General features: G+C 38.0%; 8 protein-coding genes. 6 read left to right on the top strand and 2 right to left on the bottom strand.

What is annotated here, in order from left to right; all coding sequences use genetic code 11:
- Nucleotides 1-119 precede the first annotated feature (119 nt).
- Nucleotides 120-2,309 carry a glutamine synthetase III gene (locus tag VCM39_RS16755; RefSeq protein ID WP_289293866.1) on the bottom strand — a complete coding sequence of 730 codons (2,190 nt, stop codon included), beginning with the start codon at nucleotides 2,307-2,309 and terminating at the stop codon, nucleotides 120-122.
- Between the two features lie 627 nt (nucleotides 2,310-2,936).
- On the opposite strand from VCM39_RS16755, the gene VCM39_RS16750 reads away from it, so the two are divergent.
- The 3 genes from VCM39_RS16750 to VCM39_RS16740 all read left to right on the top strand — a co-directional run bounded on the left by VCM39_RS16750 (nucleotide 2,937) and on the right by VCM39_RS16740 (nucleotide 9,154).
- Nucleotides 2,937-3,947 carry an IS110 family transposase gene (locus VCM39_RS16750; protein WP_413544811.1) on the top strand — a complete coding sequence of 337 codons (1,011 nt, stop codon included), beginning with the start codon at nucleotides 2,937-2,939 and terminating at the stop codon, nucleotides 3,945-3,947.
- Between the two features lie 548 nt (nucleotides 3,948-4,495).
- A complete protein-coding gene (locus tag VCM39_RS16745; protein ID WP_323674048.1) occupies nucleotides 4,496-6,862 on the top strand; it encodes a DUF2339 domain-containing protein in 2,367 nt (788 codons plus the stop codon).
- Nucleotides 6,863-6,967: 105 nt separating this feature from the next.
- Complete coding sequence (locus VCM39_RS16740) at nucleotides 6,968-9,154, top strand: DUF5686 family protein (protein ID WP_407934717.1); 2,187 nt, start codon at nucleotides 6,968-6,970, stop codon at nucleotides 9,152-9,154.
- Between the two features lie 64 nt (nucleotides 9,155-9,218).
- Here VCM39_RS16740 and VCM39_RS16735 read toward each other — a convergent pair whose 3' ends face one another.
- Entirely contained in the window at nucleotides 9,219-10,607 is a 1,389-nt protein-coding gene (locus tag VCM39_RS16735; RefSeq protein WP_322934125.1) for a hypothetical protein, read from the bottom strand.
- Between the two features lie 137 nt (nucleotides 10,608-10,744).
- On the opposite strand from VCM39_RS16735, the gene VCM39_RS16730 reads away from it, so the two are divergent.
- Genes VCM39_RS16730 through VCM39_RS16720 form a run of 3 tightly spaced genes read left to right on the top strand, consistent with a single transcriptional unit; the run spans nucleotide 10,745 to nucleotide 18,202 of the window.
- The gene (locus VCM39_RS16730) at nucleotides 10,745-13,315 is read left to right on the top strand and encodes a zinc-dependent metalloprotease (protein ID WP_322934126.1); all 2,571 of its coding nucleotides are present in this window, start codon (nucleotides 10,745-10,747) and stop codon (nucleotides 13,313-13,315) included.
- Between the two features lie 12 nt (nucleotides 13,316-13,327).
- Nucleotides 13,328-16,411: a SusC/RagA family TonB-linked outer membrane protein gene (locus tag VCM39_RS16725; protein WP_289293969.1), complete on the top strand. Its 3,084-nt coding sequence runs from the start codon at nucleotides 13,328-13,330 to the stop codon at nucleotides 16,409-16,411.
- 33 nt (nucleotides 16,412-16,444) lie between these two features.
- On the top strand, nucleotides 16,445-18,202 hold the full coding sequence (locus VCM39_RS16720) for a RagB/SusD family nutrient uptake outer membrane protein (protein WP_289293971.1): 1,758 nt from the start codon (nucleotides 16,445-16,447) through the stop codon (nucleotides 18,200-18,202).
- Nucleotides 18,203-18,238 lie beyond the last annotated feature (36 nt).

The following is an 18,238-nucleotide window of genomic DNA, read 5'->3' as shown; positions in this document are numbered from 1 at the left end:
AGAATAAAAGATAAAAATAATGTGCTAATATAATAATATGTCAATTTGCCAATATGCCAATTGCTCTTTAGTATGATAGTGCAGTTTATTAGCATATTGGCGAATTAACACATTATTATTTATTTCGTGAACAGCAATTCCCGGTATTTAGGTAATGGCCATATTTCGTCATCAATTTCCATTTCCAGATGGTCGATGTGATCACGGATACTTTCCAGATAGGGGCGTACGGTTTCTTCATAAGCGAAAGCCTTCTCCTGAAAGTTTTCTTTGTGATTGGCCACTTTACGGGCTTCAGTCATATCTTTAACCAAAACTTTGATTGCAGTAACCCGGCGGGAAATTTCTTTGATCAGTTCTTTCCGGTCGGCACTCATTACTTCGTACTCTTCGGGAGAGAATATTTCTTTCATACCCAGTAAGTTTTCTAACAAACGATTCTGGTAACTTACGGCGATAGGTACAATATGGTTTATTGCGAGATCTCCTAATACACGACTTTCTATTTGTACTTTCATCGTGTATTTTTCTAATTCCACTTCAAGACGGCAGGCAAGTTCTGTTTCGTTAAAAATGCGTTCGCCTATCAATACGGATTTAGATTGATTGTCTACGTAGTGCATCAATGCTTCCGGAACGTGGCAGATATTGGTTAATCCGCGGCGGGCGGCTTCTTGTTTCCATTCTTCCGAATAACCGTCACCTTCAAAACGGATGGGTTCCGAAGCAATGATTGTTTCTTTTAGCAGGCGGAAAATTGCTTCGTCTTTACCGATACCTTCTTCCATTAACTTTTCAACAGAAGCACGAAATTCGTTAAGCTGGTTAGCCATAGCTGCATTGATAGCAATCATGGCAGCAGCACAGTTGGAAGATGATCCGGCAGCACGGAACTCAAAGCGGTTTCCGGTGAAAGCAAATGGAGATGTGCGGTTTCTGTCAGTAGTATCCAGTAAAATTTCGGGGATGCGTCCGATACCGAGTTTAAGCGTTGTTTTTTCTTCCGGTGTCATTTTGCTACTCCCCACCTGGCGCACGATTTCGTCTAATGTAGAGGAGAGTTGTCTGCCTAAGAAGATGGATAATATGGCAGGTGGGGCTTCATTAGCTCCCAATCGGTGACTGTTACCGGCACTCATAATAGAGGCACGCAGCAAGTCCTGATTTTTGTAAACCATCATTAATACGTTGACCAGGAAGGTAAGGAAAAGCATATTGCCTTTCGGATTCTTGCCCGGAGCAAAAAGATTGATACCGGTATCTGTGCAGAGTGACCAGTTGTTATGTTTGCCCGAACCATTGACACCGCTGTACGGTTTCTCATGTAGCAATACTGCAAAGTGATGTTTACGGGCAATGCGCTTCATCAGGTCCATGACCAATTGATTGTGGTCATTGGCCAGGTTGGCATTCTCAAAGATGGGAGCAAGCTCAAACTGGTTAGGGGCAACCTCGTTGTGCCGGGTTTTTGCAGGTATGCCCAGTTTATGGCATTCTATCTCCAACTCTTTCATGAAAGCGGTAACACGGGGGGGGATAGAACCAAAATAATGATCTTCCAATTGCTGGTCTTTAGCCGATGAATGTCCCATTAAAGTCCGTCCTGTCAGGCATAAGTCGGGACGGGCATTATATAAAGAGGAGTCAACAAGGAAATATTCCTGTTCCCAACCCAGGTTAGTAAATACACGGGTTATATTTTTGTCGAATAGCTGGCAAACTTCTGTTGCGGCTTTATCTACTGCTGCGAGTGCTTTGAGCAGTGGAGTCTTATAATCCAATGCTTCACCTGTATATGAGATGAAAATAGTGGGAATACAGAGAGTAGTATCTACTACAAAAGCTGGAGAAGAAACGTCCCAGGCTGTATATCCGCGCGCCTCAAATGTATTACGTATTCCTCCGTTAGGAAAAGAAGAGGCATCAGGTTCTTGCTGAATAAGCAACTTGCCGGAAAAACGTTCTATGACTCCGCCATCTTCACTGAATTCGATGAAGCCGTCATGTTTTTCGGCTGTACCATCAGTCAGTGGCTGAAACCAATGGGTGTAGTGAGTCACATTCAGTGATTTTGCCCAACTTTTCATACCATTAGCGATAAGGTCAGCCATTTCGCGATTGATGGGAGTACCTTTTTCAATGGCATCCATTACAGCTTTGTAGGCTTCTTTAGGAAGATATTCCTGCATCTTCTTACGGTCGAATACGTGGGAGCCATAATAATCGGACAATTTGTTGGAAGGAGGAGTAATTTCCAAAGGACATCTGCTGGAAAGTTCCTGTAAAGCTAGAAATCTCATTTTTGACATAATAGTGTCTCTTTTATCAGTTGTTGGGTGCAAAATTATATGTTTTTTCTGAAAGTACCCCTATTTTTTAGGGGGTAATTTTGGAAATACTGCTATTTTTTCAGAAGATACCCCTGTCTGAAGAGACTGTTTTTTATATATCTATATGTTACCGCGCATTGTATCTTTTTAAATTGATTCATTATTCTATAACTTTCTTATTAATAGAATATAGTGTTTGTAATAAATTATAAATATAAAATGGGTAGAAGATAAATGAAAAATAGAGTTTTAGAAAATGAAAAAGTAATACAATGTGTGCGTTTTGTAACTGGTTGTATATCAGTTTGTTAAATTGTATGTTTTTTTGTCTACGAGAAACGGGTCGATCCTCTACCATTATCTTTGCCATGGAAAACATAGTTCTTTATGAACGTTAATAAGAATAAATTTCTTAATATTGTCTCGTAAACAAGAAAGCCTCCATATGTCGCGTTAGCTTACTTCCTCTATTAATCTTTTAGATTATTCCTCGTATTAAGCACGACATATTTATTGAACCTAAGCCAGAGAGTATTTCGGGAGTTGGATCCCATTATCATGGTAGTAGCCGTTCAATATCGGAGCCCTTCACTAAATAAAAATGTTATGGTACAAATTTATGGAATTGATTTGGGAATGTCAAGCTTTGAGGTTAGTTTTTTGAGTGAATCGGGCAGTGTCCGTCATTTATCCGGTGTAAAGAACACGGTTCATGGGATCAGCAAGTTTCTTCTCTCCTTGCCTTCCGCTGCCGTTCTTTGTGCGGAACATACAGGCGTTTATGGCGACCTACTGCTTCGTCTGTGTACTTTAAACCGGATATGCCTGTGTTTTGTTCCGGGTTATCAGATAAAGCATAGTCTGGGGCTTCAGCGTGGTAAATCCGATCCTCTGGATGCCTGTCGTATCCGTGAATATGCCGAACGTTTTTATGACCTTCTCAGACCTTGTTTCTATGCTGGGGAAGAGATGTCTGAACTTCAGGAATTGTATCGTACACGCTCTCTGCTGGTGGAATCTCGTAAGCGCCCGGACACTTTAAACATAGGTGATAATTGTAAATCTTCTGTTTCCCTGGCGGCCGTCCATGCACGGAGAGCTGTCCTTGCGGAGTTAAATACCCAAATATCCGGGCTTGACCATGAGATAGAAGCCCTCATACAAAACTCTTCCGAATTCAGCAGGAATTATCAGATTCTTACCTCCATTGTCGGTGTAGGACCTGTGACCAGTTGTGAGCTGATAATAAAGACAGAGAATTTTAGAAAATTAGACACGGCTAAAAAATGTGCTGCTTACGCAGGTATCGCTCCTTATCCAAAAGAATCGGGAAAGATGAAATGCGGACATAAAATATCGCCAATGGGTGACAAACAATTGAAAACACTGCTTTTCTTATGTGCACGTTCGGCAAAGGAGCATAATAAAGAAATAAGATTATACTTCCTAAAAAAGCATAAAGTGGAAAAGAAGCACTTTTTCGTAGCGATGAATAACATTGCCAATAAGTTATTGCGGCTGATTTACAGTCTGATTCACAAGCAACAGACCTATGACAGGGATTATATACAAAGAGACCCGAGATGTGTTGTGATTTCAGATACACATAAATGCTGAAAAAGGAACAAATGGACCGTTTAGGTAGTAAATATTCAAAACAAGTAGACGGTTTTATAATGCATTGATAATTAATACATTATATGAGAGATTATTTTCTCGTAGAGAATCGACTCGTTTCTCTACGACAAACGCTTCGATTCTCTACGAGAAACGGGGCATTTATCACCGAGAAATAAGTGAAACATCCATAAGATATAACAATTGGTATAGTTACGAAAGTAGAGTCAGTCATTAATTGTAATGAAAAAGAAAACATAGTGAAGAAAGGACATATCTTTCGTAGTTAACATTTATTAAAGCAATATTCTGCGGAAACATTTGGTTTTAATAGAGTATACGAGGAATACCTTATTTCTCTACGAGAATCGACTCAAGACTCTACGAGAAATGAATTGGAAGTTTATAAGATGTTACAAAAGTAATGAATGATAAAAATCTTCTCTTTTTCTTTTAGTAAACGTTATTCATTCGTAAATGGTTGTTTTTCTCATATTTATCTTTATCTTTGCTTCTATAACCTGATGTCAATCAAAATAAAACCGATTATGGAATTGAGTTTATTTGCTATAATTGTTTTACTCGTTGTGATATTGTACATGCAAAGCGATAGGTTTGCAAAATTAAACTCCGAGATTAATGCAGTGAAAAGGAGGTTGGACCTTTTGTTAGAGAAGAAAAAAGAGACCTCTTCTGTTAGTGAAACTAAAGTTCCTCCTGTGCTCATGGAAAATACAGAGGAAGAATTATCATTATCAACTCCGGTAAAAGATAAAATACAGTCTGCTTCTGAAGTGCACTTACCCGAAAACGGAACTGAAAACAATCCTGAACCTGTTTCCTGGATTTCAGAAGAGGCTTCTGTTGTTGATGTGCAGTTTGCTGAAACAGAGAAACCGGAAAAAGAAACAGAGAAACCGGCTCCTGTATTTATTAAAAGGGAGAAGGCGAAGATTAATTATGAAAAGTTCATTGGCGAGAATCTTTTTGGAAAGATTGGTATTCTTGTTTTAGTGGTAGGGGTTGGTCTGTTTGTAAAATATGCTATTGATAAAGATTGGATAAATGAGACGATGCGTACTATACTGGGATTTGTAGCCGGTGCTGTTTTGTTGTTTGTTGCAGAACGCTTGTGTGAAAAGTATCGTACATTCAGTTCTTTGTTGGCGGGTGGCGCTTTTGCTGTGTTCTATCTGACGGTTGCCATTGCCTTTCATTACTATAATTTGTTTTCACAAACGGTAGCGTTTATTATTCTTGTTTTTGTCACACTGATGATGTCTATATTGGCCATTTTATATGATCGTCGCGAATTGGCTGTTATTTCGCTTGTCGGTGGTTTTATTGCTCCTTTTCTGGTGAGTAGCGGAGAGGGAAGTTATATTGTTCTGTTTACTTATCTGTCCGTCCTCAATTTGGGAATGTTCGGATTATCATTGTATAAAAAGTGGGCAGAGCTTCCTGTTATTTCATTTGTAGCTACTTATCTTATTTTCCTGATTTACGTACTAAACAGTTGTGTATTCTATAACGTACCGAAGATTGATTCGGTTGTAATTGCACAACATCTGTTTGTTTTTGCCACTTTGTTTTATTTTATTTTTTTGTTACCGGTATTGACCATACTTAAGGCTGAAGGAAAGAAACCTAATAAATGTTTACTTCCAATTATTGTAACAAATAATTTTATTTTTCTTTTCTTTGGAGTGTTATTCCTGAATTCCATGAATCTGCCTTTTAAAGCTACAGGGCTTTTCACCTTATTTATTGCTTTCGTAAACTTGGTTTTAGTTATCTGGTTAAGAAAAAGTAAGCGGGATTATAAACTTCTTATTTATACAATGCTGGGATTGGTATTGACTTTTGTTTCTATTACAATTCCAGTTCAGTTGGACGGAAATTATATAACTTTGTTTTGGGCTTCCGAAATGGTTCTTTTATTATGGCTCTATATCAAATCCCGAATCCGGGTATACGAATCTGCTTCTCTGGTGTTGATCGGATTGACTTTGATTTCTTATATGATGGATGTTGAGCATCAGGTTACAGATCATTCCTTTGTGACAAGTATCATTTTTATGAATAGTATGTTTGCTACCAGTCTGTTTACCGGATTGGCAGTAGGGGTGTATGCTTTATTGATAGGGCGTTATCGCGATTCTTTTGAGAAAGCCCGTTATTTGAATTATACTCCCTGGAATGCAATAATGCTGGTTGTTTCTGTTGTCATACTGTACTATACTTTTATGATAGAGTTTTATCAGCACTTGGCTTCGGTACTATCTTATAGGGTGATGCATTTATTTACTTCTTTCTGTATATTGGCTTTGTGCTATGGTTTTAGAAAGCGCTTTCCGGTTAAAGAGTATGGTTTGCTTTATGTGATAGGAATAGGGATAAGTGTAATCCTGTATATGATTCATACGTGGGAAGATCATGGTAATTCAATAGGTGTGTTGCCTGTTTTACTTTCCTGGATAACTACGGTTGTTATAATTGTCAATCTTTGTTATGTGTGTTGGTTGTATACTATTCATCATAGTATTACAGTCCGCTTTACGGTTTATTTTAGTGTGTTATCAACTTTATTCTGGCTGGCTATTGTTCGGCTTTTCCTCTCTCACTTGGGTTTACCGGACGAATTTAATGCAGGTTTATCTATTGCCTTGGGCATTGCAGGGTTCGTTCAGATGTCATTGGGTATGCGTCTGCATCAAAAGGTGTTGCGTATCATTAGTCTTTTTACATTAGGTATTGTATTGGTGAAGTTAGTACTTGTCGATTTATGGGCAATGCCTACAGTGGGAAAGATTGTGGTATTCATCATGCTTGGTGTTATCTTATTGGTACTGTCTTTCCTTTATCAAAAGTTGAAAGATGTTTTGTTTAAAGATGATAATGAGCAGATTAACTAATATATTACTAACACTCTTTTTTTAATCTATGTTAATCTGTTCTCAAATCTCTCCTTTTCATTGTTTTTTTTTATATTTGTTCCATACTAATGGAAAGGATTCTGTTTGAGACATTATAAGTTAATATGGCTTTTATTTTTTATTTTATTCCTTTTAGCACCCAAAGGAAGAGCTAGCTCTGTTTTGAATCCATATACGCATGAAGCTATCTCTGTGGATTCTATCTTGTATAATGTGATGACTTTTGCTCCTTTTTATGAGAAGATTGTCAACGATTATCGGGCCGACTTATATATTAAAGGTAAACTGAATATCCGGAAGAAGAACTTTATGTTTCGTTATCTTCCAAAGATGTTCCGTATGCAAAAGGGCGTACGTGAATATTTAATGGAGTCATATAGCGACTTGCATTTCACTGCTCCTGATATTTATGACCAGAAAGTAAAAGCGGGTTATGGCACGGTTTTTAGCGGTGGCTTTCAGGCAACGATGCTCGAATATTTTCATGTGAATGTTTACTCTGCTACATTGCTTTATGACCGTTTGCTTTCACCACTTGCCAAAAATGGAAAGAAATATTATCGCTATCAGATAGATACTATTATGGGAGGGCAGGATAACCTGCACTATAAAATACGTTTTATTCCCAAGACTAAAAGTGATCAGCTTGTTGGCGGATATATGATTGTCAGTTCAGATGTATGGAGTGTACGCGAAATCCGTTTTTCCGGTCGGTCCGAGCTGTTGACTTTTGAGAATCTTATTAAGATGGGGGAGGTAGGTGATGATAATGAATTTTTGCCGGTTCGTTATGAATTTAAGGTGAGATTCAATTTTGTTGGTAATGTGGTGGACGGTAGTTACCTGGCTTCGTTAGACTATAGCTCTATTGAACTAAAGGAGAAGAGCAAATACCGTAAAGAAAAGAAGAAGTTCAATCTTACAGAATCGTATACATTGAGATGCGATACGAATTCCTTGCATTTGGATAGTGCTTATTTCGCATCCTTACGTCCGATAGAGCTTATGGATGACGAGAAGAGGTTATACGAAGATTATGCATTCAGAAAAGATACTACTGCGCTGAAACCTCCTTCTAAACGTCGTGTATTTTGGGGAGAAATTGGTGACTTTTTATTGTCTGATCTTAATGTAGATTTATCCCGTATCGGCAGCGTCAAGTGTTCCCCGATTATTAATCCGTTGCTGTTGAGCTACAGTGGAAGTAATGGCTTTTCATGGAGGCAGGATTTTAAATATAACAGGTTGTTTTCCGGTGATAAATTGTTGCGTATTGTCCCTCGGATTGGTTATAATTTTACTCGTAAAGAGTTTTATTGGTCGGCCAATGCCGATTTTGATTATTGGCCGCAGAAGCGTGGAGCTATTCATGTGAACTTTGGTAATGGTAACCGAATTTATAGTAGTGACGTACTTGATGAGTTGAAGGCGATGCCCGACAGTACTTTTGATTTCGATCAGATACATCTGGATTATTTTAAAGACTTATATTTCAATTTTCGTCATAGTATTGAAGTGGTTAATGGCTTGGAGCTGAGTGTTGGCTTTTCTGCCCATAGAAGAACAGCAGTTGAAAAATCAAGGTTCGTTGTGCTAAATTCATCGTTACCTCTTGCATCCGATTTCTTGGATAAATTCAAGGATACTTATATCAGTTTTGCACCCCGCGTCCGGGTAGAGTGGACTCCTTGTCTTTATTACTATATGAATGGGAAACGGAAGATAAATCTGCGCTCTGCTTATCCTACATTTTCTGTGGATTATGAACGTGGTATAAAGGGCATATTTAACAGTACAGGACAGTATGAACGAGTTGAGTTTGATCTTCAGCATCATGTCCAGCTGGGTTTGATGCGCAATATTTATTATCGTTTTGGATTTGGAGCATTCACCAATCAGGAACAACTTTATTTTGTAGATTTTGCCAATTTAGCGCGAAGTAACCTGCCTATAGGGTGGAATGATGATATTGGTGGAGTCTTTCAATTATTGGATGGTCGTTGGTATAACTCTTCCCGGAAGTATGTCCGTGCTCATTTTACTTATGAAGCTCCTTTTCTGTTTTTGCGTCATTTGATGAAATATACCCGTTATGTTCAGAATGAACGTTTGTATGTGAATACATTATTTGTTCCGCATCTTAATCCTTATCTTGAAATAGGTTACGGTATTGGTACACACATTTTTGATGTGGGGGTATTTGTTAGTAGTGAAAACTGGAAATATACCGAAGTTGGATGTAAGTTTACGTTTGAGCTATTCAACAGATAATATAAAAAATCTCCTCTTAGAAAAGTCGCTAAGAGGAGATTTATATGTCATAAAGTGACAATGCTTATAAAACGATTGTTTTATAAACTTTATTATTGATGCGTACAATGTAATTATCTTCAGCAAGATTGAACGTCATTGTATTGTTGCTTGCTTTTGTATCAATTACTTTTTTACCATTGATCGTATAAATTAAGATACTATCAGTTATTTTCAGACCTTCAATAGTCACTCCGTCCTTGTTTGGCACAATGATGATATTGTCCGAAATGTTATCCTGGACACCTGTGGGCTTTTGGATGCTGATAGGCGTAGTTTTGAATACATTGGCTCCTGTAAATTTCGGGAATGCATCACTTGTCATCTCACAATATACGGGTTGGTTTTGTGAAGTGAGGAATGTGAATTTTCCGTTATTTTCAGTATAATCCGTATCTGCTACCAAAGTTGTTGTGCCATCGGCTGTTTTCCAAGTGTAAGTAGTTTTTTGAGTTGTTTCAGTAACCCCTTTGATATTATCCTGTGCAGACAAGTCCAATTCTTGGTTTGTGGAGATACTTTCTGCAATGGTTAATGCTTCTTGAGGAGCATAGGTGTAGCCAGAATCACTTCTTTTGGGCAACGTATTGAGAGTTAGTTTGTTTTTGCTGCAGTTTAATGTTTTTTCGATGTTTCCAACTTTGATTTCTTTGATTTGGTTACCCATACAAAATAAAGTGGTTAATGCTGGGCATGCAGTGACATCTATACTGGTAAGTTGATTGTTGTTCACATTTACAAAATCTAAAATAGTGTTTTTAGAGAAATCAATGCTTTTTATTTGATTGTTTAGACAGTATAATTTTTTTAGTTTTGTATTTTTAGATATATCCAATGCTTCTAATTTGTTATTATTAAAAGAAAGATAGTCTAACTCTGGACATTTAGAAACATCCAATTTGTTGATTCCCATATCATTGGCGTTTAAATAAATCAATGATATGTTATTAGTCAAATCAAGTGTTGTTATCGGATTACCACCACAATATAATATTTGTAGTTTTGTGTTTTTACTTACATCAAGACTTGTTAATTTATTAGTGTTTGCATACAACTCTGTTAGATGTACTGCTTTTGTAACATCCAAAGCGGTCACTTTTGCTTCCTTTGCATTTGGTGCACAACTAAAATATACAATGTTCTCGCCATAGATTTTGATTAATCCTTCTCCTTTAGGAGTTACGACTACATCTGTTGCATTGAGGTATGGATCAGGAGTTTGTATTATCTCTGTTTCTACCAATACTCCATCTCCCCAATCAATAGAAAGTTTAGTATTTGGAGTACTGACTTCAAAGCCAAGTGTGATCTCTGCTTCGTTTACCTCTACATTGAGCGTGATTACCGGTTCATTTTCTGCTTTCGCAATTGTTGCGATGCAAAAGAATAATAAAAATAGTAATTTTCTTCTCATAATAATTATTATTTGATTAGTTTTGCAAAACTATGAAAAAGAAACCAAATTACCGAAAAAAGTATTGTTTTTGTTAGAAAATAGTGTATGAAATTACTATGGTTTTTGAAAATTAGAGAAAATAATATATATATTGTATGAAAAAGATAATAGGACTGTCGTTTTTACTTCTTTTTGTTAGCGGGATTTCTTGTGCTACAGTAGTAAAAAAGAATAAGAAAAAAGTCATTAATCCAATCGAAGTAAAGAAGGATTCTGTTAATGCAGATTATAAAAAAGTAACTAAGGATGCTGTATCCAGAAAGGGGTTATTTACTACTTTTTTGAGTAAAAAAGAGAATAATTTGTATTTTGAAATACCTGATTCGGCTTTTTCACATACTTACTTATTGGCGAATCGTATTGCTGAGACCAGTAATACGCAAGATTATGTAGCCGGGCAAATGGCGACTACTCCATTGATGATCCGTTTTAGTAAGGATGATCAGAAGGTCTATATGCATTTAGTACAAAGCAGTAATATTGTAGACCGGAATGATCCGATTCTGCCTGCTTTTGATAAAAATTTTGCTGATCCGGTATTAAAAGGATTTAAGATTGTTGCCCGCAACATGGATAATGTTGTCATAGATGTTACTTCCTTCTTCGGGGGGAATGAGAAATGTATCAGTCCGATTAAACAGGAGAGTCCTTTAGCAAAACTATTTGGTGGTGGAAACTCCCTGAAGGGAACTTTTGCATCAGATGCTTCCAATATTTTGAGTGTAAAAACTTTCCCGAATAATATTGAAATAAAGAGTTTGCTGTCATTTACTACTACTCCTTTGAATCAGCCTTATTCGGTTACAGTGCATCGCTCGTTATTCGTTTTGCCTGACACATTGATGTCTATGCGTCTGCAGGATAATAGGGTAGGGTATTTTAGTTCGGATAAGAGTCTATACACCTCTTCTAAAGATAAAATTGTGCCTCAGACCTTTATTCATCGTTGGAGATTGGAACCCAAAAAAGAAGATTTGGAGAAATACTTTAAGGGAGAACTGGTAGAACCTATGAAACCTATTGTATTCTATGTAGACACTGCTTTTCCGGAAAAATGGCGTACAGTGGTGAAACAAGGTATTGAAGACTGGAATATGGCATTTCAAACGGCTGGTTTTAAAAATGTAGTGAAGGCATTGGATTATCCCAGCAATGATCCGAATTTTGATCCGGATGATATGCGCTACAGTTGTGTGAAATATGCAGCGACTTCTATTGCTAATGCGATGGGACCCAGTTATATTGATCCGCGTACGGGAGAGATACTTACAGCAGATGTAATCTGGTACCATAATGTGATTTCTTTATTGCACAACTGGCGTTTTGTGCAAACGGCCGCAGTTGATAGTCGTGTACGTAAAGCTGTGTTTGATGATGAAGTGATGCAGGAAGCCATACGTTATGCTGCTGCACATGAGATAGGGCATACGCTTGGATTGATGCACAATATGGGAGCCAGTTATTCTTTTCCTGTAGATTCGTTACGTAGTCCGGAGTTTACACAGAAATACGGAACTACTCCAAGTATTATGGACTACGCCAGAAACAATTACATAGCCCAACCCGGAGATTTGGAGAAGGGAGTAAAATTGACTCCACCAATTTTGGGAGTATATGATATTCATGCCATCAATTGGGGATATCGGTTGATTCAGGGGGCCGATACACCGGAGAAAGAGAAAAAGACATTGGATGCCTGGATTGAAGAAAAGAAAGCCGATCCCATGTATGAGTTCGGAGCACAGCAGGTATTTGGAGTGGTTGACCCGACCGATCAGTCTGAGGATTTGGGAAATGATCATTTGAAAGCCGGAGATATGGCTATCCATAACCTGAAGATTATAATGAAGAATCTGGAAACATGGACTTTTGATGAGGGAGCGCGTTATGACGATGTTGAAAATATGTATATTGAAGTTGTACGGCAATATACACGACATTTACGTCATGTGATGCCTTATATTGGTGGTATCCGTTTTCAGGAAGTTCGGCAGGGTGAAGATGCATCGGCCAAAAATTATATCGATAAGGCTATGCAGAAGAAAGCGATGTTGTGGCTCTTAAATCAGGCACGTACCTATAATGATTGGCTGACTCCTAAAGAATTGATTGTGAAACTGGATGTAAACATGAACGTGAATGACAAACTGCAGTCTTCCGTTGTGGGAGCTTTACTAAACTCGGCTGCGTTATATCGCATCAACGAGGGAGGGCAAATGAATCCTAAAATTAATTATACTTTAAATGCTTATCTGGATGATGCTTTCTCTGAAATGTTCAAGCCTACTTATCAGGGGGTAAAGCTATCACAGGCGGATATGAATATTCAGTCGGCTGCTGTTGCTTTGATGATTAACTATACCGGTTTAGGTAAGGCCACTGAAAAAAAGGCATCTACTGCCTTAGCTGACTATGAAGAAGTGTTACGGCAAACTTGCGAACCAGCTTTACCATGTAGTCACGTACATGGTCATGACAGTTCATTCACACGAATAAACTTTGGTCTGCCTACACTATCCAAAGAGCAACTGGCAGCAGTGATGACCGGACGACTGAATAAGATTGCTCAGTTATACAAAAGCCGTAGAGCTGCCTCTACCGGAGACACTCGTGATTTTTATGATTATCAGTTATTACTGATTGAACGTACCTTGAAAAATAACTAATAAATAAATTATATGAATAGAATCTTCTATCTATTTATTTTTTTGTGTTGCCTTTCTTATAGTGTTTGGGGGCAAAATGCAAAAAGCTATTCATTGAACGGAAAAGTTTTTGATACATCCGGTGAAACGATTGTTGGTGCAAATATTAAAATAAAAGGAGCCGATAGCGGAACGATTACTGACCTGGATGGTAATTTTACTTTGTTAGTGCCCGGTAAAGAAACGATTCTGATTGTTTCGTTTATTGGTTATCAATCTCAGGAGATTCGATTGAAACCGGGAGAGAACAATTTAAAAATAGTGCTGAAGGATGATGCACAGCAACTGGATGAAATTGTAGTCATAGGATATGGAACACAGAAGAAATCTTCTTTGACCAGTTCGGTAGAAGTAGTGCGTAGTGATGAATTATTGCAGATGCCTACTATTAATATAGATGAGGCTTTGAGCGGACAGGTAGCCGGTCTGCAGGTAATGGCTACCAGTGGCGATCCAAGTACTGCAAAAGAATCGAATATACACATTCGTGGAATAAATGGTGCACCTCTGCTGGTTATTGACGGTGTCCCTCGTTTCGGAACAAATTCTTCTGAAGGCGAAATGCGTCTTTCTGATTTGAATCCGGATGATATTGAGAGTATTTCTGTACTGAAGGATGGTGCTGCCGCTGCAGTTTATGGAGCCCGTGCTGCCAATGGAGTTATTCTGGTTCAGACAAAACGTGCTGCCGGTAATCAGAAAATATCTGTGAATTACAGAGGGCAGTTTAATTTGCAGCAGGCAACTCGTTTGCCGGAATTTTTGAATGCGTATGAATATGCCAAATTGTATAATCGTGCAGTAGAGAATACACCTTCTGCCCAAAAACGACTTTATACAGATGAAGAATTGGAAATGATCCGTACACATTCTAATCCCAATATATATGGTGATGAAAATCTGATAGATTATCTTGATAAATTTGGTTATTCTACTATTCATAGTGTATCTGTTACTGGTGGAAATAGTTTTGTGAAGTATTACATGTCCGGTGGATATACCAATACAAAAGGATTGTATAGTGGGGTAGGGCGTGACCGTTTCAACTATTCGATGAAGCTAGATGCAACTTTGTTAAAGGGGCTTGTTTTATCATTGGATATGACCGGAACTCGTTCGGAAAATAAGAATACAAGCTACTCTACCATTGATGCTGCTTATAATTTTTCTCCGTTACAGGTTTTGCGATTTACGAATGGAGACCTTGCCAGTGTTGAAAGTAGTAATCCTTTAATTGCTGTTGAAGGTTTGGGCGGATATATTCGGAATAAGATGAATATGAACACCATAACGGCTACTTTAAATTATGATATGCCTTGGGTAAAAGGACTTTCTGCCTATATTCGTGCTACTTTTGACAATAATAATTCTGTTCAAAAAACATTTAATACTCCAGTAACTCTTTACACCTACAAAAAAGAAACCGGTAATATAGAAGAAGATTATAAGACTACCTATCCCGAAGCCAAGATAACATTAGAGGAGATAGACCGCTTTGTTGATAATAAGCTGTTAGAGTTTGGGGTTAATTATAACCGTACTTTTGTAGGAAAACATGATGTATCTGGAATGTTAGTCGTTAATTATCAGGATTATAAGAATCGATATCTTAAAGGGAAAAATAAAGAAATGGCAGGTATTTATCCGGAAATAATAGGGACTTCCCTTTCTTCTGATTTGGCAGGGACTGAAATTTATACCCAGCGAGCTTCGTTAATAGGGCGCGCTACTTATGGTTACAGTAACCGTTATTTTATTGAGGGAAGTTTTCGTGTGGACGGCTCTACTAAATTCCATCCGGACAATCGATGGGGATTTTTCCCTACCGCTTCTGCTTCCTGGGTACTTTCCAATGAAAGTTTTTTTAAAAATTGGGATCAACCCATACTTTCAAACGTAAAATTTAGAGGATCAGTCGGTATATTGGGAGATGATGGTGCTATAGATGATTATTCTTATCTTATGAAATATATGTACGTAGCACGTCAGGGATATAATATTGGAGGTGCCTTGAAACCGGGTATTGTTATGGATACCAGTAATTTCCCAAATCCTGAATTGAAATGGGGGCAGTCACGTACTTATAACTTAGCTACTGATCTTGGTTTCTGGGGAAATCGTTTCGGATTGTCTTTTGAATACTATTGGCGCTATAGTACCAATATGATCACTATTGCTCCTTCTTATTTATATCCGCCCTCAACAGGAGTTGATAGTAATCCGCCCAATATGAATTTCGGTGAGATAAAGGCATGGGGATGGGATTTGACGTTGTCTCACCGTAATTCTATTCAAAAGGTGAAATATGATTTAACTCTTACGCTGGCGCAAACGCGAGACAGGGTATTGGATTATGGAGACGAGTCTTCTATAGACCCTAGTCGTCGCCGTGTAGGTAAAAGTAGTATGGTTTGGTGGATGTATGAAGCCGATGGACTCTTTCAATCACAAGAAGAAATTGATAATCATAATTTAGATCAGGATGGGCAGGGGAATGCGACACTTGCACCCGGTGATATTAAATACAAAGATCAGAATGATGATGGTTTACTTTCGGATCTGGACAGGATTGCGGTAAAGAACTCTTCTAATCCGGAGATGACAATGAGTTTACGTTTAGGTATTAAATATAAAGGTTTTTTTGTGAACGCTATGTTCCAGGGAGTATCTGGGTATCAGCAAAAAATCACAGAATTGTATACTTTGGAAACTGGTAGTTTACAGCGTTTTCAGCAATATCACCTCACTGATACTTGGTCTAAAGATAATCCGAATGCAACTTATCCTCGAGTCAAGATTGCTAATAAAAACGATAATAATCGTCAGGAATCAACTTTTTGGGTGAAAGACTGTGATTTTATTCGTTTGAAATCTCTGTCGTTAGGATATTCTTTTTCGGGAGAAACATTGAAGAAAATGAAACTTTCTTCAGCCAGTATCTCTCTTCAGGGAAGTAACCTGTTTACGTGGTCAACATTAAAAGACATGGATCCGGAATCTTTACGTGGATATCCGATACAGCGTTCTTATGGTATGACATTGAGTTTAGGTTTTTAAATAGAATATTTCAAAAATAAAAACAGAAAGAGTATGCAGTTGAGAAAATATATAATATCTTTTTTATTCTTGGGAGGGATGTTCAGTTTTTCCGGATGTGACGGTATATTTCGTGATATTCCTAATGATAAGTTGTCTCAGGAATCTATCTGGGGAAGTCAGTTGTTACTTGATGAATATGTGTTACCATGGTATCGTAATATGAGTAATGGCTTTTCTGTCTATATGCCGGCTACTACCCTTTTGAAAGGAGCATCCCGTGATTATCTGCCTTGGTATGGTGATCAGATAACGGTTAGTAAATCAGATTGGTATAATACAGCGTATGGGGATATCCTGAAAAGTATTCCGGCCGAAGTAACACGTAGAGGACTTATAAACTGGACTAATTATTATACCCGTATTCAGTCTATTAATCTTTTATTTGAGAATCAGGATAAGATTCGCAATGGCGATCATAAAAAACGTGTGTTGGGTGAAGCTCATTTCTTTCGTGCTTATTACTATTACATGTTACTTCGGCAGTTTGGAGGCGTTTTGTTGTTGAAAAACAATTATGATCCGTTGCATGATGGTACAAAGTTTCCTCGTGCCTCTTACGAAGAGATGGTAAACTTTATTGCCGAAGAGGCTGATTTGGCAGCTTCTTTATTGTCTGAAGAGTTGAGTCCCAGGGATATCGGACGTGCTACCAGAGGAGCTGCTTTGATGTTAAAGGCTAAAACTTATTTTTGGGCAGCCAGCAAAATATATCAGAATCAGGAGAAGTCATACCTCGGATTTCCGGATGATCGTTCGGATGCTATGTTGACAGCGGCAGCCAAGGCGTATGATGAACTGATGAAGTTGCCTTATTCGTTGATACAGATTACCGGATCAACACAAGATCAGATAAAGGAGCAGTATCGACAGATCTTTTTAACAAAGAATAGTCAGGAATCAATTTGGGAAGTACAGCACTCTAACGATGGTGATTTCTCGAATGGATTCGGACATAAGCTCGACCGGGAATCGGTTTCACCTTATTATGGAGGAACGGTGGCTGCTTATTCGCCTACCCAGAACCATGTAGATGAATATGGTATGCGTGATGGCAAAGCGTATGATGCCAAACATCCGTATGATAATCGGGATTATCGTTTTTATGCAAATGTGTTGTATGATGGTTGTAGTTTCCGGGGACGCGTGATGGAGATTCATTATAATAAGGTAAATGGCAAGGAAGTGGCGGGTGAAGATTTGACACCGTATGGAACTTCTGAAACGGCTGCTGTAACAAAAACCGGTTATTATTTAGGAAAGTTTGTAGATGAAACTCAGAAGATCGATAATGATGAGTCTTATGCGAGTAAGCAGAACTACATCATCTGGCGTTATGCAGAAGTGTTATTGGATTATGCCGAAATAGATTTTTTACAGAATCGGGTGGATGATGCATTAGATAAAGTAAATCAGATTCGCCGTCGTGTTCATATGGATGAATTGCCGAGTCTTACCTGGGATCAACTGGTGAATGAACGTCGTGTAGAAATGGCTTTTGAAGAAACGACTTATTGGGATTTGCTTCGTTGGGGAGTTGCTGTCGAAAAGATGAGTGGTGCTACCAATCCGTTAAAGGCTATGAAGATAGTAAAAGAAGAAGGAAAAGACCCTGTTTATCAGATTTCAAATATGAACAAATATCCTAAGCGTGTACGTGAGTTCCGTCAGATGCAGTATTACTTGCCGATACCATGGGACGAAGTACGTTATCATGGCATTGAGCAAAATCCTGAGTGGTATGAAGTTTAATACAAATCAATAACATTATTAACTAAAAAGAAAATT

Source organism: Bacteroides mucinivorans (assembly GCF_034654355.2).
Classification (GTDB): Bacteria; Bacteroidota; Bacteroidia; order Bacteroidales; family Bacteroidaceae; genus Bacteroides; species Bacteroides nordii.
The sequence above is the reverse complement of the archived record's forward strand: the minus strand, read 5'-3'. Positions and strand labels throughout refer to the sequence as shown.

Bases quoted from the DNA above. Each gene is read 5' to 3' on its own strand.
- VCM39_RS16720 (WP_289293971.1), top strand. From the start codon at position 16,445: ATGCAGTTGAGAAAATATATAATATCTTTTTTATTCTTGGGAGGGATG.
- VCM39_RS16735 (WP_322934125.1), bottom strand. From the start codon at position 10,607: ATGAGAAGAAAATTACTATTTTTATTATTCTTTTGCATCGCAACAATT.
- VCM39_RS16725 (WP_289293969.1), top strand. From the start codon at position 13,328: ATGAATAGAATCTTCTATCTATTTATTTTTTTGTGTTGCCTTTCTTAT.
- VCM39_RS16755 (WP_289293866.1), bottom strand. From the start codon at position 2,309: ATGTCAAAAATGAGATTTCTAGCTTTACAGGAACTTTCCAGCAGATGT.
- VCM39_RS16745 (WP_323674048.1), top strand. From the start codon at position 4,496: ATGGAATTGAGTTTATTTGCTATAATTGTTTTACTCGTTGTGATATTG.
- VCM39_RS16730 (WP_322934126.1), top strand. From the start codon at position 10,745: ATGAAAAAGATAATAGGACTGTCGTTTTTACTTCTTTTTGTTAGCGGG.
- VCM39_RS16750 (WP_413544811.1), top strand. From the start codon at position 2,937: ATGGTACAAATTTATGGAATTGATTTGGGAATGTCAAGCTTTGAGGTT.